Genomic DNA, 21,504 nt, shown 5'->3' with positions numbered 1-21,504 from the left:
TAGCAGAGGGTTAGAATGCAGGACAGGGTACCTCCGCAAAACATAGAAGCGGAACAATCCGTAATCGGGGCGATGCTCATTGACAAGAATGCGGTGAGCGTAGTAACGGAAAAGCTGATGCCGGAAGATTTCTACCGGCAGGCGCATCAGGTCATATACAGCGCCATGCTGACGCTTCATTCCAGGAATGAGCCGATTGACATGGTCACGCTGATCGATGAGCTGAAAAAAATGAATAAGCTGGATGACGTGGGCGGCGTTTCCTATGTCACCCTGCTGGCCAATGCGGTGCCTACGGCTGCCAATGCCAAATACCATGCCCAGATCGTGGAAGAAAAATCGCTCCTGCGGCAGCTGGTGGAAGGCGGTACGGCTATTGCAGCCATGGGCTACGACGGTTCGGAAGATGTACGGGACATCATGGACCAGGCGGAAAAAACCATCCTCCGTATTTCCAACCGGAAGGGGGGGACAGACTTTGCCCCCATCTCGGAAGTGCTGACCGATACGATCAACCATATCCAGACAGTGCTGGAAAGCAAGCAGTCCATTACCGGTGTGGCTACGGGGTTTGTGGATCTGGATAAACTGACTGCCGGTCTGCATCCTTCCGATTTCATTATCCTGGCCGCCCGCCCGTCCATGGGCAAAACGGCCCTGGCCCTGAATATTGCCCAGAATGTGGCGATCCGGGGATCCCGGGAAGGGGAACCGAAAAAACGGGTAGCTTTCTTCAGTCTGGAAATGAGCCGGGAACAGCTGGTGCAGCGTATGCTGTGCTCCGAAGCCGATGTGAATGCCCAGCGGCTTCGTGCGGGTGGAAATGACAGAGATACAGACAATGCGGATCTGTGGAACAAGCTGTGGGTCGCATCGGACCTGCTGGCCGGCGCCGAGATCTTTATTGATGACACACCGGGCATTACGATCATGGAGATGCGTTCCAAAGCGCGGCGACTGCAGGCGGATGGCGGACTGGACCTGATCGTCATTGATTACCTCCAGCTGATGCAAGGTTCTGTGGGGCGCAATACTTCGGATAACCGTCAGCAGGAAGTTTCGGAGATTTCCCGCGGGTTGAAAGCGCTGGCCCGTGAACTGAACGTGCCGGTTCTGGCTCTTTCCCAGTTAAGCCGGAGCGTGGAAGCGCGGCAGGTGAAAAAGCCCATGTTGTCTGACCTGCGTGAGTCCGGTTCTTTGGAACAGGATGCGGATATCGTCATGTTCCTGTACCGGGACGATTATTATAAAGGCGCGGACGAGGCCCCGACCCATGTTACGGAACTGATCGTTGCCAAGCACCGCAACGGTCCGGTGGGACGGGTCAACCTGTTCTTCCGGAATGAGTGCACAAAGTTCCTCAGCCTGTCAAAACGGGAAGAAGACGACAGAAGGTAATGTGGCGGCGTTATCTGCGCCATGCGGTGTGCCGGCGGCAAAAATGACCGTCATCATGCCGGACAGATAAAACAGTGATTGATGTAAGGCAATATAATTTTTTTTGCAGCTGCGGAAGCAGAAGGGAGAAAAACATGATTCCAAGGTACACACGTCCGGAAATGGAGAAGATCTGGAACGAGCGGAATGAATGGCAGACGATGCTGGATGTGGAGATCGCTGCCTGCGAAGCCAACGCGGAGCTGGGGCGCATTCCCAAAGAAGCGGTGGAGGTCATTAAGGCCAAAGCGGATTTTGATGTAGACCGCATCCATGAAATCGATAAGGAGATCAACCACGACATCATCGCGTTTCTGTCTGCCGTGGCGGAATATGTGGGTGACGAAGCCAAATACATCCACATGGGCCTCACCTCCACGGACGTGAAGGACACGGGTCTGAACGTGCAGGTGAAACAGGCTTCGGACGTGATCCTGAAGGATCTGGAAAAACTGGCGGAAGTACTGAAACGCCGCGCTGTGGAATTTAAACATGTACCTACCATCGGACGCACCCACGGCGTCCATGCGGAACCTACCACCTTCGGCCTGAAGCTGCTGCTGTGGTACAGCGAGACCCTGCGGAACATCGAGCGCATGAAACGGGCCGCGGAAAACATGTGCGTGGGCAAACTGTCCGGTGCGGTGGGGACTTATGCGGATATCGATCCCTACGTGGAAGAATATGTCTGCAAAAAACTGGGATTGAAAGTGGAAAGCGTAGCGACCCAGGTGGTGCAGCGGGATCATCACGCGGAATATATTGCAACCCTGGGCGTGATTGCCGGAACGTTGTCCCAGATGGCGCTGGAAGTCCGTCATTTACAGCGGACGGAAGTGCGGGAAGCGGAAGAATATTTCAGCCCGAAACAGAAAGGCTCCTCCGCCATGCCCCACAAACGGAACCCGGTGCGCAGCGAGCGGATCTGCGGCATGGCCCGGTTAGTGCAGGGCTATGTGCTGCCTGCGTTTGAAAATATCCCCCTGTGGCACGAGCGGGACATTTCCCATTCCTCTGTGGAACGGGTGATGCTGCCGGACGCTACCACGGCGCTGGATTATATTTTAAATGAAACCATCAACCTGATCGACCGGCTGTTGGTCTATCCGGAAAAAATGCTGGAAGACCTGAACATGACCGGCGGCCTGATCTACAGCCCCCGGGTTCTGCTGGCGCTGGTCAGCAAAGGCGCCTTCCGGGATACGGCGTACCGTTGGGTACAGCGCAACGCTATGAAACGCTGGCTGGAAGGGGAAGACTTCTACGAGAACCTTTGCAAGGACGAGGATGTGCGCAAGTACCTGACGCCGGAAGAAATCAAGGCCTGCTTCGATTACAAGCCTATGCTGGTGCATGTAGACAGAATTTTTGCAAGGTTCGGGCTGTAAGTTAGTATTGCTGGCAGTGTCAACTGATTCGTAAACCGGGTTCAGCAGTGTATAATTTCCTGTTGTGCCGATGGTGCGGAGCAGGGAAACCTGCGACAGATAAATTCGAAACGTGTTTTAATCTTTGAGGGGAGATGTAAACAGTATGTCATCCGTTGTTGTAATCGGTGCCCAGTGGGGCGATGAAGGAAAAGGAAAGATCGTAGATTATTTAGCGCAGAAAGCGGACGCGGTGGTACGTTACAGCGGCGGCTCCAACGCGGGGCATACCGTAGTGGTAAACGACGTGCCTTATAAACTGCGCCTGCTGCCGTCCGGCATTTTGTATCACGGGAAGATCTGCGTGCTGGGGAACGGCGTGGTGATCAACCCCGGCGTGGTGCTGCAGGAAATCAAAGAGATGCACGACAAGGGCGTGGACATCAGCCGCATCGCCATCAGCGACAGGGCCCACGTGGTGCTGCCTTACCATCAGAAGCTGGACGTGCTGCAGGAAGAGGCCCTGGGTGATAAAAAAATCGGCACGACCAAAGGCGGCATCGGTCCCTGCTACATGGACAAGGTGGCACGGGTGGGCATCCGCGTCTGCGACCTGATGGACAAAGACGTGTTTGCGGAAAAACTGAAAGCCAACCTGGCGGCGAAAAATGAGATCATCACCAAAATTTATGGAGCAGAGCCCTTTGATTACGAGACCGTGCTGAAAGAATATCTGGAATACGCGGAGGAACTGCGTCCGTATGTAACGGATACCGGCGTGATCCTGGACGAACTCTTTGCCAACGGTAAAAAAGTGTTATTCGAAGGGGCGCAAGCTACGTTCCTGGACATCGACCACGGCACCTATCCTTACGTGACCAGTTCCAATCCCACGGCGGGCAATGCCTGCGTAGGCAGCGGCATCGGTCCCCGCTTCATCGATCATGTGGTAGGCGTGGTGAAAGCCTATACCACCCGGGTCGGCGCCGGTCCGTTCGTAACGGAACTGCTGGATACGGATGGCCCCGGCAACCAGATCCGGGAGACCGGTCACGAATACGGCACCGTAACGGGACGGCCCCGCCGCTGCGGCTGGCTGGACGCGTTCATGCTCCGCTACTCCGTGCGTCTGAATAGTCTGGACGCCATTGCGGTGACCCGTCTGGACGTGCTGGACCAGATGAAAAAGATTAAAATGTGCGTAGGATACAAGATTGACGGCGTGGAGATCAAACAGATTCCCGCCAGCCTGAAAACCCTGGGCAAGGTGGAGCCGGTCTATGAAGAATTCAACGGCTGGATGTGCGATACTACAAAATGCCGTAAGTTTGAAGACCTGCCGGAAGGGGCAAAAAAATACCTGCGCCGCCTGTCGGAAGTGGCCGGCGTGGATCTGGGCATCGTATCCGTAGGACCCAACCGGGAACAGACTATTGTGCTGAAGGAATTGATTTAACGTCTGCGTCTGTGATACGAAACGCTGTATCGCCAAAAGTTGTATCGTAATCGTGAAAGCAAAGCTCCCCGACAGATTGTCGGGGAGTTTTTAAAAGGTGAGTGACTATGAATAAAATTGTATTAGCCTATAATTTTAAACCGGAACGTCTGCAGCAGCTGCGGCAGGTCTGCCTGATCTTAAAAGCAAACTGCAAAGCCGTGCCCCTGGAACAGTTTGACGACGCCGTGGGCTTTGTGGCCGGTGTGAAGGACTGCCCGCAAAAGGCGGTGAATCCGCCGGAAAACCAGGAAGACAAGCTGGCTGAAACGCTGGAGGAAGCGGCAAAGAAAGCAGGGGAAGACCCGGATGTTGTGAAAAAAGCAGCCATCCAGCTGATGATGGAGGCTTCGCAGAAAGAAATGGTTTTTCTGTGCGGCTTTGACATGAATGCGGTTAATAAATTTCTTGCCGCGATGAAGCGGAGCAAGTTAAAGGAAATTGAGCTGAAAGCCGCGCTTACCCCGACAAACCAACACTGGAGCGGACGGCACCTGTTGCAGGAAATTGCGGCAGAGCATGTGTATATGAAGCAGTACAGGAAGAGTATGCATAAGTAAAACTGATAAAACATAATAAAACGGATAAAATATAAAATAATTAAGATAAGTGCTTGACAAGGTGGAAAGAATTTGGTATCATAACTACGCTGAACTTTAAAAAATAACGTAAGTGTCTGAACGAAAGGATACGAACTAAAAAAGACTTCGGATAAGAAACATCGGTAGCGTGTGATTTCAGGAAGTGTTCCTGTTTTCACAGGGCTGGAGCGTTGAATGGGATTACGGTCTCTGTTCGCAAAGCGGAAGTGCTTTGCGGCAGAAGCGTAAACCCGTAAAATCAAACTCCTGAACCTATCAACAGGACAAGTGTACCTGTTTGGCTCTACGATGTTTTGGATCCGAAGTCTTTTTCGTTGCAGGGCCGGACTTTGAACCTTGAAATAATTCTTGCTAAAGTAAATTTCCCCAATCTTTCCATGAGATATATGACGTGCCGTTGATGTTCATGCTGATATCGCCAAGATAAAAGACCGCATTTCTTGCGTTTTTGTCTTGGCGCAGTTCAAGATATTTTTTTGTATTGGCAGCAAGTTTGGATTCCGGGGCGTTGTTACTTTTAATTTCAATGGCGAAGGTATGTTTCCAGTCCGCGATGGTATCCACTTCAAAGCCTCTGTCGTCGCGGAAAAAAGTCAGGTTTGCTTTTTTGCCCTGGTTCAGGCGCTGCTTAAGCAGTTCTGCTATGGCAAAAGTTTCGACAACGGCTCCTTTGTAACGGCTGAGCAGCAATTCTTCTTTTGATTCAAGGCGTAACAGGTGGCACAAAAGTCCTGAGTCAATAAAATACAATTTTGGCTTTTTTACGATATTTTTACCAAGATTATTTGTGTCCGGTTCCAGAAAATGAATGATAAAAGAGGTTTCTAAAATCGAAAGCCATGTTTTTATGGTTGGCGCGGAAACACCCACATCCCTGGCAATGCTGTCCATGGAAAGAAGTTGGCCGCTGCGCAGGGCGCAGATTTGGATAAATTTTTTAAATGTAGAGAGATTGCCCGGATTGATCTGATCCCGGACGTCAAGATCCAGATACGTATCAATGTAGCTTTCGTACCAGTCCTCGGGAATAAAACGTTTTTCTTTGTCGTGTAGCGGGGGATACTGGCCGCCGAAGATGAGGTCATACGGATTATCGGAAAGAACATTTGCTGCTTTCAATTCTTTTACAGAAAAAGGGTGCAACTTTAAGAATGCAGCTCTGCCGGCCAAACTGTCTGTCATGTTTTCACGGAGCCGGAACTGGCTGGAACCGGTTACGATAAATTTCCCCGGTACGGTTTTAGTGCTGTCAACATGTAATTTGAGCGCGTCAAAGATGTCAGGAACTTTTTGTGCTTCGTCAATAATTGCGCCATCCGGAAAGGCGGAAATAAAATCCTGCGGATTGGATGCGGCGAGTTCCCGCATAGTACGGTCATCGAAGGTGACATACTTTTTTTGAGGGAAGGTTGCTTTTGCCAGTGTTGACTTTCCGCTTTGCCGCGGCCCGGTAACGCCTACAACGGGAAATTGGGAAGCGAGGTGAAGCAATGCTTCTTTGGCAATTCGTTCTATCATCGGAAGATCTCCCTTACGTAACAATTGGTTTTTGCTTACGTCAATCCAAAGTTTATCATATGAAAAATCCAAAGTCAAGGTGGCGAGAAATCTAAAGTTTCATATTAGGGAAATCTAAAGTTTTAAAATGAGATGGGATTTGGCAAACATTTCAGGATGAAATATCGTCAAAAGGAGCTTTTAGTAATAATGCTTCGTGTAAAATAATAACTTTACTTTATCCCAATTACTCCCACCTCGGTATAAATCATGCCATGTTTGCCATGGTCAGACCGCATGAGCGAGATACGCTCCACCGGCATGGAAACCTTTTCAATATGGATTCCTGGCATCGTTCCGACGGCTTTACGGATCAGCGTGATGTGGGGTGAAAAACGTTTCCGATCAAATGGGATATCATGATTGGCCAGCGCATGGCGGATGCGGCGTACCACGGCAGCCAGCGGCGCCGATTCATCCATGCCGGCCCACCACAGGTCACGGAAACACCCCATACCTGAAAGGGATAGAGTAAATGGAGAAAGGGATACGGAAGAAAGCGCGTCCATCACCTGATCCTTGTCCGGGTATTCCCCGATAAAGGCCAGGGTAAGGTGCATGTTTTCCCCGGGCGTAAAGTTGCCCCGGACGCCCCTGTCATACATTTCGTCCTGCGCGGCAGTGAGGGCGTCCTTCATGTCGTCAGACAAATTGATTGCGATAAAAAGCCTCATGGTTTTCTCCGAAATAATCAATAAAAAAGTATGTCAGTCTTTTCGTTTGGTTCTGCTGAAAGTATCATCCTTAATAGTAAATACAAATTTAAACGCCCGTGCATTGTACCGACAACGTCACGGGCGTTTAACTATTGAATCGACTTAACCTCTGCAATGGAAACACTTCCTTTTCATTTTTTCTTATACTGCCGCTGCTTATTTCGGGGGAACCACTCCTTTCTCATTTTACATCCGAAGTATCCTCATTTCCTTTTCCAAGATTCCCCTTTTCAGGGGACTTTCGGTACTTCCTTTGTTCACTTATATAGTAGCAGAAATTATCAGAAAATGCAAGAAGATAATGTGTAAAGGATGTTACAGAATATAAAAACTATGTGACGAAAGTGTAAAAAACTGTGGAAGCTTCCCGCGGCGTCCGTTTATTTCGGATAATATTGTACTGTATTCAGGCTGCCGATCCGCAACAGTAATCCGAAAAAAAGGTTAACTAAATTCAAAAAACGGGTTGACAACAATCCGATAAGTATTTATAATTAGAAACGTGGTTAACCTTTGTTTTTGAAAAGGATAACATTACACAATGGATGCTATGGATGGCTTAACCTGAAGTACGGTCTGTTTACCGTTCATGGATCCGTTGCGTGAATCATAATTTCGGAGATGATAGTAATGGAACAGATTTCTGTAACACCGGCACACCGTGAAACTGCGGCGGATAAGACCCGCAAACTGACTAAAATGGCATTGTGCGTCGCCTTTCTGGCGATTTCGTCTTATCTGGCTTTCCCGCTGCCCTTTACGCCGGCTATGGTTGTAGGCACGACCATTATCGTGAACATGACGGCGTTCATTTTAAAACCCAATGATGCGTTTCTTGTAGTACTGGCCTGGCTGCTGATCGGCGCCATCGGCGTTCCGGTACTGCCCGGCGGTTCTGCCGGACTGGGGCGTCTGCTGGGACCTACCGGCGGGTTTTATGTGTGTTTCGCCATTGCAGCCTGGCTGATGAGCAGGCTGCTGAACGGGTCCAACAGCTTTAAACGAATGGTTTTTCTGGGAATCGCGGTAGGGATGCCTGTCATTTATGTGGGCGGCTGCGTTTCCATGTATCTGGTCGCGCACATGGATGTGTGGGCTACGCTGGTGGCAGCGGTGTTCCCCTTCATCTTTGGCGATATAGTGAAGGTGCTGGCCGGTGCCTTCCTGGCAACACGTATTAATGCATTTTTGAAAAATTAAGGAGACGCTGATTCAGTGAGTTCGTGAACGGTTCCTTTGCGTGCATATGAATGGACCGTCGTCCTCTTGACAGCTGAAATTGACACTTCCATAGAGCTCCCGGTCTGGAATCAGGCCGGGAATTTTTTCAACAGGCAATATGGTTTGGTTTGTCTGTGTGGCAATGCTGTGAGAATATTCTTGAGGAGACGCGGATGCAATGGGTTTGTACGCCGTCGGTCACAAAAGCGCCGGGCAGCGTGCATACGAATGAACCGGCGTTTCCTTGACTGGTTACGAAATGGGGAAGAGTATGGAAAAGGTTTTTCTGATTGGAGGGCTGCGCAGCCACATCGGCCTCACGGGAGGCCTGTTTAAAACAGTTCCTGCGGAAGATCTGGCTGCGGCAGTTTTAGAAAACGTAATAAAAAAATATCCCTGTGCGCTGCAGGCGGATGGCCTGCTTTGCGGAAACGCTGTAGGCACGGGAGGGAATATTACACGGCTGGCAGCACTGAAGGCGGGACTGCCTTTGCATATTCCGGCGCTGACGCTGGATATGCAGTGCGCGTCCGCGGCGGCTTCCATCGAACTGGCCATGACCAAGATCGGCAGCGGTATGGCGGACATTCTGATTGCCGGCGGGTTTGAGTCCACATCCATGCAGCCCACCCGCGTTTACGCGAAAACGGATCCCCGTTATACGGCAGAAGGTTTTACCGTAGCGCAGTTTTCCCCGGATACAACCAGCGCAAAAGCCATGCTGGAAGGAGCGGAACGGACCTGTCAGAAACACGGCTTTACCCGGGAGGAACTGGATGCCTTCGCGGTACGGAGTCATCAGCTGGCAAAAAAGGCCAGGGAAGAAGGCCGGCTGAACGATGTTATTGTTCCTGTGTATGACAGCGCGGGGGATGAAGGGATCCGTGACCGGATGAGCCCGAAACTGGCAGCCCGGATGCCGAAGCTGTTCACGGAAGAAGAAGTGAAGGCGCTGCTGACGGATCGTCCGGATTCGCGGCCGGTACGTTGTGCAGCTGCAGAAGAGAAAACAGTCAGGGACGGGGACCTGTTACAAGCAGATGAAATGGTTTATAAAGCCTGTCCTGCTCATACGGAGGACAAGGCCGTTCCCCTGCTGACAGCGGCCAACGCCTGCCTTATGAATGACGGTGCGGCGTTTGTTATATTAGCTTCGCAACAGGCGGTGGAAAAATATCATCTGCAACCGGAAGCGGAACTGCTGGCCGGCTTTGAATGGGGCGTGGATCCGCGCTACAGTCCGGAAGGTGCCATTGAAACCGGCAATCGATTGCTACAGCGCTGCGGTTTACAGCCGGAACAGATTGATGTGTTTGAATATAATGAAGCCTTTGCAGTGATCAGCGCGCTGTTTGCACGGAAGTATCCGGAACTGGTTGCGCGTTACTGCCCCTGGGGCGGGGCATTGGCCTACGGTCACCCGTACGGTGCGTCGGGTGCGATTTTGCTGCTGCATCTGTGGCAGGAACTGAAACAGATGCATGGCAGGCTGGGAGTATTGAGCATCGCCGGCGCAGGGGGACTGGGCACGGCGATGCTGGTGAAAAATAGTAAACTGAAATAGCAATCGTGGACGGTTTTGCGAGTTTTTTCCTTATAGCATAATAAACAACAAACTTTGATTACAATTACAATGTAATCATTTGGAGAACCTATGGATTACGTTACACTGTTACAAAAGTATGCAGAAAAAAAGAAGAACACGCCGTATCTTATTCTGAAAGACAGGCAGATCACCTACGGACAGGCTTATGAAGATGTCTGCGGGTTTGTTGCGCCGGAGTGGAAGCGGCAGTTTCCGGTTGGGTATAAGACCGGTGTGCTGATCCGGACACAGGATGTGTATCATCAGTTGCTGGCGTTTCTGGCGGTAATGGGTGCGGGGCAGATCCCCATCATCGGGCATTATGATCTTCCGGAAGCAGCGGAAGAGAAGCTGGTAGAACAGAACCGGATTGGTTTTGTATTGGAAGAAAAGGAAAACAGATGGATACTGCGGCAGGGCTGTTCCGGACAGGAGGCTGCTGTTCCTGAAACAGATATGGGAGAGATTGCGTCGGATTCTGAAAACAAGCAGGAAGCGGCAAAGGCGTGTCCCGGTTTTATCCCGGTTCCGGCACCGTACCAAAATGCCTGCATGGGCGTATTGAGCAGCGGTTCGACTGATGTCCCGAAAGTCATGTACCGTACCTATGAAAGCTGGGCCGGTTTTATTCCGGAGCAGAACCGTCGCTTCCGAATTGACGGGGACGCGGTGGTCTTTGTGGAAGGCAGTTTCAGTTTTACCGGAAATCTCAGTATATGGGCTTCGGTTCTTTATGAAGGCTGCACGCTGGCTGTCAGCGATGTGTTTAACTGCCGTCAGTGGCTGGAGATGTTCCGGGATCTGCAGGTGCGTGTGCTGTATCTGGTTCCGGCCAAGCTGAAGATGCTGACGAAGTATCTGAAACAGGAATATCCATCCATGCAGATGGTACTGGCAGGTTCCCAGCTGTTAGGGGCGAAGACGGCGGAACGGCTGAAACGTTTTTTTCCGAACAGCGATATTCTTTTGTACTATGGGGCCAGCGAACTGGATTACATTACCTGGCTGGGCTATGAAGAAGTCCTGCGTTTTCCGGACAGTGTGGGCAAACCGGTGCCTGGCGTGAAGGTGTGGGTGGAAAACGGCCTGATCTATATTGATACACCGTACCATGTGGAAGGACTGCCGCAGCCTTGCACGTTGCATGATACAGGCTATTTTAATGAAGAAGGGTATCTGATCTTTAACGGGCGCGAGGGGGATATCATCAATAAAGGCGGCTTTAAGATCAGCTGCACGAAAATTGAAAACGCGCTGTGTTCTTTGACGGGAGTGCTCCAGGCCGTCGTGTTGCCCTATGATGACGCAGGGCGGGGGCAGGAGGCCGCTGCGTTTGTGGTCTGTGAAAATGCAAACGTGACAAAACAGGAACTGCGGCAGCAGTTGCGGAATGCCCTGATGCAGCAGGAAATGCCGAAGAAAATTATTACGGTAGAGAAAATACCGCTGAACAGCCGGGGAAAAACAGATAAAAAATTACTGCTTGCGATGCTGCGGTAGAGACATCCGTTCCGGATGCTTGTGTCTGCTGTATCTGTAATCCGGTGATTCGTTTCCTGCATATCAGGCAGCATCAGTCAGCTTTTATAAAAATTTCTTGACAAACATTATATAAAAACGTATAATACTCACGTTACGGAAGTAACGCCATGTGGTCCATTAGCTCAGTTGGCAGAGCACCTGACTTTTAATCAGGGTGTCCCGCGTTCGAGTCGCGGATGGATCACCATTTTTTTTGCCATTTTTCAGGAGATATAAAAAGCCGGACTGAAGCGGTGTGATGTTGCGCTTCAATCCGGTTTTTTCGTTTCGTTGGCTTCTTAACTATTACACCAGCGCCACATAGGCGTATGCCACATAACAGGCAAGTAACAGCCCGCCTTCCCAGCGGACGATTTTCATCTGGGTGTAGCCGAAGAGCAGCAGCAGCACGGTTGCCCCGACTGCCACATAAGCGTCGCTGAGGAAATTGGGAGCACAGGCAATCGGCAGGATCAGAGCCGAGGTTCCCAGTACAAACAGGATATTGAAAATGCAGCTGCCCACCACATTCCCAACGGCCAGGTCTGCGTTTCCCCGGAGGGCCGCGGTAGCGGAGGTGACCAGTTCCGGCAGGGAGGTGCCCAGGGCAACGATGGTGAGACCGATTATCCGGTCGCTGATGTTAAACATTTTGGCCAGGGCTACGGCTGCGTCAACGGCGTAATCACTGCTGACCAGGATTACCACGAGGCCGATCATGGTCAGGGCTGACAGCTTCCATATGGAAGGCGGTTCTTTTGCAGCCGTTTCCACCGGATTTTCTTCGGCCGTTTCGCCTAACGTGCCGGAAACGGTAGCGCCTTCGGCCGAAACGGGATTGGCAGCGGATTCTGCCGTACTGGTGCCAACAAGATCTGCGGTTGCGGATGCAGGAGCCTGTTCCGGGGATTTCTGTTTTCCCTGACGGACAAGGTAAATGATATAGGCAATCAGGCCTGCCCATAAAATACTGCCGTCTGTCCGGGTGATCAGTCCGTCCCTGCCCATCCAGACAAAAAGAGCGGTCACCAAAATGGTAAAAGGCATTTCATACCGGACCGTGGAACGCTCCATATGCAGCGGCACGATAGCGGCTACCACGCCCAGGATGATGAAGATGTTCATGATGTTGCTGCCGATGACATTACCGATGGAAATACCGGCGCTGCCTTTTATCGCGGCGGCAATGGAGACGGCGGCTTCCGGGGCGCTGGTACCCATAGCCACGATGGTGAGGCCGATGATCAGTTCCGGGATACCGAATTTTTTTGCGATTCCTGACGCGCCGTCCACAAACAGGTCTGCGCCTTTTACCAGCAGGGCAAATCCGGCAATGAGGATGGCCAGCTGTTTTATAATTTCAAAATCCATAATTGCTCATTCAGTCCTTTAATACTTAGTGAAAACTTTCAATGGGAGCACCGTTGATCGGCTGGGGCCAGTCCTTGTGGGGACCGGTGATTTCCACGATCTTCGAGGCGGCGGTTCCGTCCCAGAGTATCTGGCCCTGCATTTCACCGGTCATCCGGAAAATGGTCTTCCCGCTGACGGAATCTTTAATGGAAAAGGCCGTAGGGGTAACGCCAAAAATCCCCGCGTTCCGGATGTACACATCGGAAAAGATTTGTCCGCAGAACACACCGTCGCTGTACATGGGCTTCCCATAAACATTTAAAGGTACGATTTTTGCTTTGACAGGCACCGTGATCAGATTTACAATCTCGTTTACTTCACGGATATCTTCATTGTGATTGTGGAAATAATACACATCGTAGAGCTGATGAGTGTCGGTTGCCTGGTTTTGATAAGGGAACAGATGGTTCAGGATCAGGGCATCCGTGGTGGATTCGTAAAAAAGATTCTTTTGGGTAACGTAACGGCCCAGATAGGTCCATTCCTCTGCGAAGGCATGGGAAACAGACAGTGTGAGCACGATCAGGCAGAGCAGGATGCGTTTCAGCATGGCGATCACCCCTTTTTCATGCATAAAATAACCGTAACAAACCATCTTAATTTAATGAGACGCTGATTAAATGAGCTTGTACGATGTTCCTGGCGTGCATACAGATTAATCAGCGTTTTTCTTACCAGTTACTTTTTAATTTTCTGCTTACAGTAGATACTATAGTATGATTAAGGCAATTTTGCAAGTTTTCTTTAGCCGCGGATAAATTGTGTATGGTTTTTTACACATTTTCCACAGGAATGCACTCTGCTGACTGATAAAAAGTTGAATTTACCTGAAAACTATTTACTTTATTGGCGTCAGAGATTACAATGTAAAATATGCAGGTATAGAGACCCGGAAAATATGAATTTCTTTATCTGTATAAAATTTTAAGGGAAGGATCTGAGCAGGATGTTTAAGTTGACCGGAACCAGGATGAAGGCACTGACGGCGGCACTGTTGCTGGCGCTGGCTGTTGGTGTGGCAGGCTGCGGCGGCGGAGAAAAGAAAGCGGCAGCGCCTGCACCAGAGAAAAAATTCAAGGTAGGTATAGTCCAGCTGGTTGAGCATGCGGCGCTGGATGCCGCGAACAAAGGCTTTGTGGACGGACTGGCCAAAAACGGTTTTACGGAAGGGAAAAATATTACCTTCGACAGGCAGAACGCGCAGGCGGACCAGTCGAATCTTCAGAATATAGCGAACCGTTTTGTCAATAATAAAGTAGATCTGATCTGTGCGATTGCGACGCCTTCCGCCCAGTCGGTGGCGAACGCAACGAAAGAGATCCCGATTGTAGGAACGGCTATCACCGACTATAAAGCAGCCAAGCTGGTCAAGGATGCGGCAAAACCGGGAACCAACGTGACCGGTACTACAGATATGAACCCCATCAAAGAACAGGTGGAACTGTTGCAGAAGGTTGTGCCCGCAGCGAAAAATGTGGGCGTCATCTACTGTTCCAGTGAAGTGAACAGCCAGCTGCAGGTGGAGATACTGAAGAAAGAAGCGGCGGCCAAAGGGCTGACGATAAAAGAAGCTACGGTTTCCACCGTTAACGATATCCAGCAGGCGGCCCACAGTCTGATCGGCAAAGTGGATGCGCTGTATATTCCTACGGATAACATTATGGCTTCCGCCATGCCGACCCTGTGCAAAGTGACCGATGAAGCGAAACTGGCGGTCATCTGTGCAGAACCCGGAGAAGTGAAGGCCGGCGGCCTGATTACGTTAGGTATCGACTACTATATGCTGGGTGAAGAAACCGGCGCCATGGCGGCAGAGATACTGAACGGTAAAGCCAAACCCCAGGACATGGCGATCCGTTCCCAGAAAAAATTTAAAGCAGTAGTAAATTTGAAAAAAGCAGCGCAGCTGGGGATCAAGATTCCGGACGAACTGCTGAAGGGCGCGGAAGTTTTGAAATAATCGGCGCAATATGATATAATTATATAGTTTACGGCTGGACGGATCCGTCGTAACGAACGGATCCGTTCCTTTTTATATCATTACAATTAAGGAAAACAGGGGCCTTCCGTGTTTTTCCAATGTCACGGTGACGGGGAAAGCGGGCAAGGCAGTCGTATTTTTCTTAAGGAAAGAATTCGAGGTCAATGTTTTATGAGTAACCTGGCTGTGTCCACGGTGGCACAAGGTTTGTTGTGGGCTGTTATGGCTCTGGGCGTGTATGTAACATTTCGTGTATTGGATCTGGCAGACCTGACCTGTGAGGGCAGTTTCCCGCTGGGTGCGGCAACGGCGGCGACGCTGATGGCTTCCGGTTACGGAGTGGGCACTGCGATACTGGCGGCGGCGGTGGCCGGCATGCTGGCAGGAGCGGTCACCGGATTTTTAACAACGAAGATGAAGATACCTGCGCTGCTGGCAGGCATCCTGACCATGATTGCCTTGTATTCGGTCAATCTGCGTATCATGGGCAAGGCGAACCTGTCTCTGCTGGGGATAGATACAGTATTCTCTTTTACCCAGCAGTCATTGGGTCTGAATAATGCCCAGACGACCTTTGTGGTGGGATTGGTTGCGACACTGCTTATCGGCATCGGCATGTACTGGTTCTTCGGTACGGAAATCGGCGCGGCGATCCGGGCCACCGGTTTTAACCAGCAGATGATCCGGGCCCAGGGTGTGAACACGGACATGACCATCATTCTGGGACTGATCATCAGCAATGCCCTGATCTCCATCTCCGGCGCGCTGGTAGGACAGAACAACGGTTTCGCAGATGTAGGTATGGGCGTCGGCACCATCGTTATCGGTCTGGCGTCGGTTATTATCGGCGAGGTGCTGTTCGGTACCCGCAGTTTTAAAAACTGTATGATTTCCGTAGTGCTGGGTTCTGTCGTCTACCGTATCGTTATCGCCGTGGTACTGCAGATGGGCATGCCGCCCAATGACTTAAAACTCTTTACCTCCGTATTGGTGGCGATTGCATTGTCCATGCCGCTGATCAAGGCGAAGTTCAAGGGCAGAAAGGCGGCGCGCTGATGTTACATGTAGAGCACATTTATAAAACATTTTTCCCCGGAACGATTAACGAAAAAAAGGCTCTGGTGGATGCGGACCTGCATCTTAAACCGGGAGATTTCACCACGGTGATCGGTAGCAACGGGGCCGGCAAGTCCACTATGCTGAACGCCATTGCCGGTGTCTGGCCCATTGATAAGGGCCGTATCGTAATCGACGGCGTGGATATTACGAAAGAACCGGAACACAAACGGGCCCGGTATATCGGCCGGGTGTTCCAGGATCCCATGCTGGGGACGGCGGCGGGTATGATGATCGAAGAGAACCTGGCCATCGCGTCCCGGCGGGGGCAGTTCCCCGGATTAAGCTGGAGCAGCACCAGCGAGCAGCATGACCGGTTCTATGAAATGCTGAAAGAGCTGAACCTGGGACTGGAAGACCGGATGACCGCCCATGTAGGCCTGTTGTCCGGCGGGCAGCGGCAGGCGCTGACCCTGCTGATGGCGACCATTAAAAAACCGAAATTGTTATTGCTGGACGAGCATACGGCGGCGCTGGATCCGAAAACGGCGGAAAAAGTGCTGGAGCTGACGGATACTATTGTAAAACGGGATCGGCTGACGACCCTGATGATCACCCATAACATGCGTGATGCCCTGCGTTTCGGCAACCGCCTGATCATGATGCATGAAGGCAAGGTGCTGATCGATGTGGACGGCGAAGAAAAGAAAAATCTGAAGATCGCCGACCTGCTGGCCATGTTTGAAAAAGCCAGCGGCGACGGGATGGCCAGTGATAAACTGCTGCTGGGGTAATTATGGAGCAACATTTTATTGTTGCGGTAAAAGCAATCATCCCTCTGTTTCTTCTGATCGGGATGGGCATCTTTGTCCGCTGGCGGAAGATGCTGACGGATACGGAACTGAAGCATGTAAATGCGATGATTTTCCGGGTGTTCTTTTTCTGCATGATGTTTTACAACATGTATACGACCACGATCGCTACCGCGCTGCGTCCCCGGCTGCTGGTATTTACCGTTGCGGGGTTGTTTATCATGCTGGCGCTTTCCGCTGTCGTGGTATGCACGGTGGAAAAGGATAACCGGTCCAGAGGGGCGATGCTGCAGGCGCTGTTCCGCAGTAATTTCGTACTGCTGGGCATGCCGCTGGTGGAAAACATCTTCGGGCCGGAAGCGCTGGCGGTTCCTACGATGATGATTGCCGTGGTTTCCCCGATCTATAATTCCGTGAGTGTCTTTTTTCTGGAAAGTTTCCGTGGGGAAGGGCGTTTTTCATTGCTGCAAACGCTGCGGACGGTGTTGCAGAATCCCATGATCGTAGGCGCGATCCTGGGCGCGTTTTTTATGGTCACCGGGATCACGGTGCCGGAACCGGTATTAAAGCCGGTCCGCCAGATCGCGTCCTGCACGTCCCCGGTGGCCCTTCTGATTTTAGGTGCATCGTTCCAGTTCGGGACCATCAGCGGGGAGAAGCGTAACCTGATCCTTGTGGTGCTGGGCCGGCTGATCGTAATACCGGCGCTGGTGCTGGGAACTGCTTATTACATGGGGTTCCGGGGCGTGGATTTTGTCACGCTGCTTTGCATCTTCGCTACCCCCTGCGCAGTGGCCAGCTTTGCCATGGCGCAGCAGCTGGGCAGCAACGCGGAACTGGCAGGCAACAGTGTGGTGCTGACCTCTGCATTCTCCAGTGTCACGCTGTTTTTCTGGGTCATGCTGTTCCAGATGCTGGGAGTATTCTGAGGGAAACACGGATCCGAAACACGGCCACGGCTGGTGTAACAGGAAGTGGACAGCGGTCTCTGAAATGTTATTTTTCCCGGTGTTGCCAAAACGGCAAAAACGTGCTATTATTTTACAGTACCTTAAAAAATATACAGTTACCTCCTGCGGGCATAGTTCATCGGTAGAATGAAAGCTTCCCAAGCTTTAGAGGTGGGTTCGATTCCCATTGCCCGCTCCATAAAAAAAATAACTCCTGTCAATGTGGCAGGAGTTTTGTTTTTATGCGAGGGTGTGTTCTGAAAATTATAAGAGATTTGTTCAGAAATCAGCGGGCCTTAAATAGGCCGGAAACAGGATGGCGGCTGTGCAACGGAAAAAACTATTTTTCCGTTAATGCAATACTGACTTCCACAGCGGCTCCTTCCGGCAGTTCTTCCGGTTTTTTATCGGAGAACAGTGTGACTGTATCCTGTTCGATCTTGCGGATTACAGCCGGGAAGGATTTTTTGCTTCCGGCAGCGGTCACGCTGGCTTCCATTCCTTCCGTAAGGCGGGAGTCTGTGATTGCAGAAGGAATCGTAATCGTACAGTCTGCGGCAGAAAGAATCTGCATGACGGGCTGTTCTTTTTTTACGGCTTCTCCGTTTTTGCCCCATATCTGCCGGACGGTGCCGGTGACGGGGCTGACGATCTCGCTTCCTTCCACGGTAAGGATGACGGCGTCGTAGGCGGCCCGGTTCTTTTGCACCTGCTGCTCCAGTTCAGCCAATTCTTCCGGTGTATACGCACGGCTGGCCTGCTCATAGCGGGCCTGCGCGGCGGCCAGTGTGGCACGGGCGCTTTCCAGATCGAGCTGCGCCTGCTGCATCCGGTTACGGCTGATACCGCCAACATCGTACAGACGCTGCATCTTATTAAAGTTCTGTTCGGCATTCTGTACTTCGTTCCGGGCACTTTGCAGGGCCGCAGCGGCAGAAGCACGGCCGGCTTCATTGTTTCCCTGGGTGGCGTTGTTCAGCCGGGCCTGGGCTTTTGCCAGATCGGCGGCTGCTTTTCCCACCTCCGGGTTCTCGTCCTGCGTACCCAGGCCGAAGAGGGGCTGTCCCTTGCGGATCCGTTCGCCGGTCTCCAGGATCAGGCCGCGGATCTCCCCGTCAACAGGCGCGTGGACTGTATAAAGGACTGCCTCCGTTTTTCCTTGCAGGCGGATGCTCTTCCCGGTTGCCCGGGTCCTGTTGCAGGCTGCTGTAAGGATCAGGCAGAACAGCAGCAACAGCATACATAGTTTTTTCATGGGTTTCTCCAGTATCATTTTTCAGTGTTTCCTTACGATTGTATTACATTTTCTGCTTCTTGTCACATACTATCAGGAAAAAAAGTCTTTTTTGTGAACGCAGGGTGTTTTTACAAATTCTTTATAAAAAAGAGTGTTAAGAAGTTTACAATGAAGTGTAAAATGTTATATAATGCTTAGGAAAAGTGTTTTAAATGTTATATGATTTGAATTGAATTTTTGAAAAATGTAAATATTTTTTGACAGAAAAGGAAGCACAGATGTTTTTCGATAATTACGATACCCCTGTTTTCCGTCCGCCCAGCGAAGCCAACAGCTTTATCCTGCGGGTGACCAGGGGCTGTGCCCATAATAAGTGTACCTACTGCAATATGTACCGCGGTGTGCCTTTTCAGGTTCTGACGGACGAAGAGATTGCCCGGCAGATGGCAATGGCCTATTCCTATAACAGGGACGGTGTGCGCCGTGTCTTTCTGGCGGACGGCGACGCACTGGTACTGAGCACGGACCGGCTGCTTCGCATCCTTCATGCGCTGAAACAGTATTTTCCCCATTTGCAGCGGGTCTCTTCCTACGCGGCTCCCAAGGACATTCTCAGGAAGTCGCCGGAGGAGATGATAAAGCTGCGGGAAGCGGGCTTGAAGCTGTTGTATTACGGTATGGAAAGCGGCGATTCGGTTACGCTGAAAGCGGTAAACAAGGGAGTGGACGGAACCCAGTCCATTGAGGCGGGGAAACGTGTCATTGAGGCGGGCATGAAGCTTTCCATCATGATCATCCTGGGCATCGCAGGCGTGGAAGGCAGCGAGCGCCACGCGCTGGAAACGGCGAAGGCTATCAGCGAGATACGGCCCACCATGCTGAGCGCCCTGTGCCTGATGCTGTACCGGGGCAGCGAACTGAAAGAACAGTTTGAACGGGGCGAATTCCATCCCCTTTCCCCCGGCGGCCTGATGCACGAGCTGCACATGATTCTGGAAAATGTGGACCTGCCGGAGCATTGCCATACCATATTCCGCAGCAACCATGTTTCCAATTATGTCAATTTTGCCGGTAATCTGCCAAAGGACAAGCAACGCTTGCTTGTTGAGGTTCAGATGGCGGCGGAGGAACTGGATAAATTAAAGACATGGGACGTTTATAACGACGACAGATATTAACAGTAAAGGAGATACGCCTGCCTGTGGCAGCGTGTATTCTATGTGGTGACATGCATTACAGAGGAATGAAACGAATCATTGCGAAAACGGTGGCAGCCGTATTAGTGGCAGTTCTGTGTCCGGTGTGGGGATCACAAGCGGTTCTGGCAGCCCCTGTCATCACCAATATGCCCCACAGGGCGGATGGAACGCGGATTACCGGCAATCAGACGGTACCCAGGTCGATGCCTAAAGATGTGACGGTGAAAACGAAACCGCAAAGTACAGTGACGGCCAATCCTCCGGCAGCAAATAAACCGGCAGAGACGAAACCGATACAGCAAAATGCGCCGGTACAGGCAGCGCCTAAACCTATGCAGCCCGCTGCGCAGAAAACTGCACCGGCACAGGCGCCCATACAGCCTGCCGTAAAAGCGGAAACTGCCAAACCGGCAGAGACGAAACCAGTACAGCAAACTGCGCCGATACAGGCAGCACCTAAACCAATGCAGCCCGCTGTGCAGAAAACTGCACCGGCACAGGCGCCCGTACAGCCTGCCGTAAAAGCAGAAACTGCCAAATCGGCAGAGGCGAAACCGGTACAGGCAGCACCCAAAGCAGAGGCGACGAACGTGGTACCTAAGCCGGTGGTGAAAGCAGCGCCGGCCAAACTGCCTACTAAACCGCCGGGTCTGGAAACAAAGAAGCCTGCTCAGGGAAAACCGGCCGCGACAGAAAAGAAGGCCAGAGCACAAAGGCCGGCCAAGCCGGAGCCGGAAAAATCGGTGTATCAGGTCGGTGACAAGGGCTGGAAGATCAAACAGGCCCAACAGTACCTTCTGAAGCTTGGCTTTGATCCCGATGAGACGGACGGACGGTTCACCAAATCGACCCGTAAGGCCATACGTAAGTTCCAAAAAAAATATAAACTGAAAGAGACCGGTAACCTGGATAACGCTACCTATGAAGAGCTGAAGTTCCAGGTGGAAGCCAAGGAGTATGGCGGCAATGTAGCCAGTACCAGGATCCTGAAAACGGCCGCGCAGTACAAAGGCGTACCGTATGTCTTCGGAGGGACGACACCCCACGGTTTTGACTGTTCCGGATACGTGCAGTATGTGTTCGCAAAGAACGGGATACGGCTGACGCGTACGGCGGACACCCAGGCGCTGGAAGGCAAGTTTGTCTCGAAAAAGAATCTGAAACCGGGAGATCTGGTATTTTTCACTACATATGAACCTGGCGCTTCCCATGTGGGAATCTACGCCGGTAATAACCTCTTCTGGAACGCGACCAGTTCCAGAGGCATCATGCTCAGCAATCTGACTGACAGCTACTGGGGACCGCGGTACTATACAGCCCGCCGGATCCTGACTGGTAATGACCGCAGCCGCTGA

The 21,504-nt window shown here is 51.5% G+C and carries 18 protein-coding genes and 2 tRNA genes; 15 read left to right on the top strand and 5 right to left on the bottom strand.

Annotated elements, in window-relative coordinates:
* Positions 1 to 15 precede the first annotated feature (15 nt).
* The 4 genes from dnaB to ACZOWY_RS05565 all read left to right on the top strand — a co-directional run bounded on the left by dnaB (position 16) and on the right by ACZOWY_RS05565 (position 4,859).
* Complete coding sequence (gene dnaB / locus ACZOWY_RS05580) at positions 16 to 1,398, top strand: replicative DNA helicase (protein WP_484393670.1); 1,383 nt, start codon at positions 16 to 18, stop codon at positions 1,396 to 1,398.
* Positions 1,399 to 1,532: 134 nt separating this feature from the next.
* Positions 1,533 to 2,825, top strand: coding sequence for an adenylosuccinate lyase (gene purB / locus ACZOWY_RS05575; protein WP_484393669.1), 1,293 nt, complete (start codon positions 1,533 to 1,535; stop codon positions 2,823 to 2,825).
* Between the two features lie 145 nt (positions 2,826 to 2,970).
* Positions 2,971 to 4,260 carry an adenylosuccinate synthase gene (locus ACZOWY_RS05570; RefSeq protein ID WP_484393668.1) on the top strand — a complete coding sequence of 430 codons (1,290 nt, stop codon included), beginning with the start codon at positions 2,971 to 2,973 and terminating at the stop codon, positions 4,258 to 4,260.
* A gap of 107 nt (positions 4,261 to 4,367) precedes the next feature.
* Complete coding sequence (locus ACZOWY_RS05565; RefSeq protein ID WP_484393667.1) at positions 4,368 to 4,859, top strand: DUF3783 domain-containing protein; 492 nt, start codon at positions 4,368 to 4,370, stop codon at positions 4,857 to 4,859.
* A gap of 393 nt (positions 4,860 to 5,252) precedes the next feature.
* On the opposite strand, the gene ACZOWY_RS05560 is transcribed toward ACZOWY_RS05565, so the two are convergent.
* Positions 5,253 to 6,419, bottom strand: a complete 1,167-nt coding sequence (locus tag ACZOWY_RS05560) for an ATP-binding protein (protein ID WP_484393664.1) — start codon at positions 6,417 to 6,419, stop codon at positions 5,253 to 5,255.
* A 212-nt stretch (positions 6,420 to 6,631) separates the two neighbouring features.
* Positions 6,632 to 7,132 (bottom strand): RNA 2',3'-cyclic phosphodiesterase, encoded by a 501-nt coding sequence (thpR, locus tag ACZOWY_RS05555; protein WP_484393661.1) that lies wholly within the window; start codon positions 7,130 to 7,132, stop codon positions 6,632 to 6,634.
* Between the two features lie 672 nt (positions 7,133 to 7,804).
* On the opposite strand from thpR, the gene ACZOWY_RS05550 reads away from it, so the two are divergent.
* The 4 genes from ACZOWY_RS05550 to ACZOWY_RS05535 all read left to right on the top strand — a co-directional run bounded on the left by ACZOWY_RS05550 (position 7,805) and on the right by ACZOWY_RS05535 (position 11,709).
* A complete protein-coding gene (locus ACZOWY_RS05550) occupies positions 7,805 to 8,374 on the top strand; it encodes a biotin transporter BioY (protein ID WP_484393658.1) in 570 nt (189 codons plus the stop codon).
* 292 nt (positions 8,375 to 8,666) lie between these two features.
* Complete coding sequence (locus ACZOWY_RS05545; protein ID WP_484393655.1) at positions 8,667 to 9,959, top strand: thiolase family protein; 1,293 nt, start codon at positions 8,667 to 8,669, stop codon at positions 9,957 to 9,959.
* Between the two features lie 90 nt (positions 9,960 to 10,049).
* Entirely contained in the window at positions 10,050 to 11,480 is a 1,431-nt protein-coding gene (locus tag ACZOWY_RS05540) for an AMP-binding protein (RefSeq protein ID WP_484393654.1), read from the top strand.
* A gap of 153 nt (positions 11,481 to 11,633) precedes the next feature.
* Positions 11,634 to 11,709 (top strand) — tRNA-Lys (locus ACZOWY_RS05535).
* 98 nt (positions 11,710 to 11,807) lie between these two features.
* Here the strand turns inward: ACZOWY_RS05535 and ACZOWY_RS05530 are convergent.
* Positions 11,808 to 12,872, bottom strand: a complete 1,065-nt coding sequence (locus ACZOWY_RS05530) for a calcium/sodium antiporter (RefSeq protein WP_484393651.1) — start codon at positions 12,870 to 12,872, stop codon at positions 11,808 to 11,810.
* 25 nt (positions 12,873 to 12,897) lie between these two features.
* Positions 12,898 to 13,488: a hypothetical protein gene (locus ACZOWY_RS05525; RefSeq protein WP_484393649.1), complete on the bottom strand. Its 591-nt coding sequence runs from the start codon at positions 13,486 to 13,488 to the stop codon at positions 12,898 to 12,900.
* Between the two features lie 396 nt (positions 13,489 to 13,884).
* On the opposite strand from ACZOWY_RS05525, the gene ACZOWY_RS05520 reads away from it, so the two are divergent.
* From ACZOWY_RS05520 to ACZOWY_RS05500, 5 genes are all read left to right on the top strand, one after another.
* Positions 13,885 to 14,874, top strand: coding sequence for an ABC transporter substrate binding protein (locus tag ACZOWY_RS05520; protein ID WP_484393716.1), 990 nt, complete (start codon positions 13,885 to 13,887; stop codon positions 14,872 to 14,874).
* Positions 14,875 to 15,066: 192 nt separating this feature from the next.
* Positions 15,067 to 15,951: an ABC transporter permease gene (locus ACZOWY_RS05515; protein ID WP_484393645.1), complete on the top strand. Its 885-nt coding sequence runs from the start codon at positions 15,067 to 15,069 to the stop codon at positions 15,949 to 15,951.
* Positions 15,951 to 16,745 carry an ABC transporter ATP-binding protein gene (locus tag ACZOWY_RS05510; RefSeq protein ID WP_484393644.1) on the top strand — a complete coding sequence of 265 codons (795 nt, stop codon included), beginning with the start codon at positions 15,951 to 15,953 and terminating at the stop codon, positions 16,743 to 16,745. Before ACZOWY_RS05515 ends, ACZOWY_RS05510 begins: the two co-directional genes overlap by 1 nt.
* A gap of 2 nt (positions 16,746 to 16,747) precedes the next feature.
* A complete protein-coding gene (locus ACZOWY_RS05505; protein WP_484393643.1) occupies positions 16,748 to 17,692 on the top strand; it encodes an AEC family transporter in 945 nt (314 codons plus the stop codon).
* 146 nt (positions 17,693 to 17,838) lie between these two features.
* Positions 17,839 to 17,912 (top strand) — tRNA-Gly (locus tag ACZOWY_RS05500).
* Positions 17,913 to 18,053: 141 nt separating this feature from the next.
* On the opposite strand, the gene ACZOWY_RS05495 is transcribed toward ACZOWY_RS05500, so the two are convergent.
* On the bottom strand, positions 18,054 to 18,968 hold the full coding sequence (locus ACZOWY_RS05495; RefSeq protein ID WP_484393640.1) for an HlyD family secretion protein: 915 nt from the start codon (positions 18,966 to 18,968) through the stop codon (positions 18,054 to 18,056).
* Positions 18,969 to 19,228: 260 nt separating this feature from the next.
* Between ACZOWY_RS05495 and ACZOWY_RS05490 the strand changes: the two genes are divergently transcribed.
* Both ACZOWY_RS05490 and ACZOWY_RS05485 read left to right on the top strand, forming a co-directional pair.
* Complete coding sequence (locus ACZOWY_RS05490) at positions 19,229 to 20,128, top strand: radical SAM protein (RefSeq protein ID WP_484393639.1); 900 nt, start codon at positions 19,229 to 19,231, stop codon at positions 20,126 to 20,128.
* Positions 20,129 to 20,193: 65 nt separating this feature from the next.
* Complete coding sequence (locus tag ACZOWY_RS05485; RefSeq protein WP_484393637.1) at positions 20,194 to 21,504, top strand: C40 family peptidase; 1,311 nt, start codon at positions 20,194 to 20,196, stop codon at positions 21,502 to 21,504.

The organism is Succiniclasticum sp., from assembly GCF_056977735.1.
This window is presented reverse-complemented; position numbering and strand designations above follow the sequence as displayed.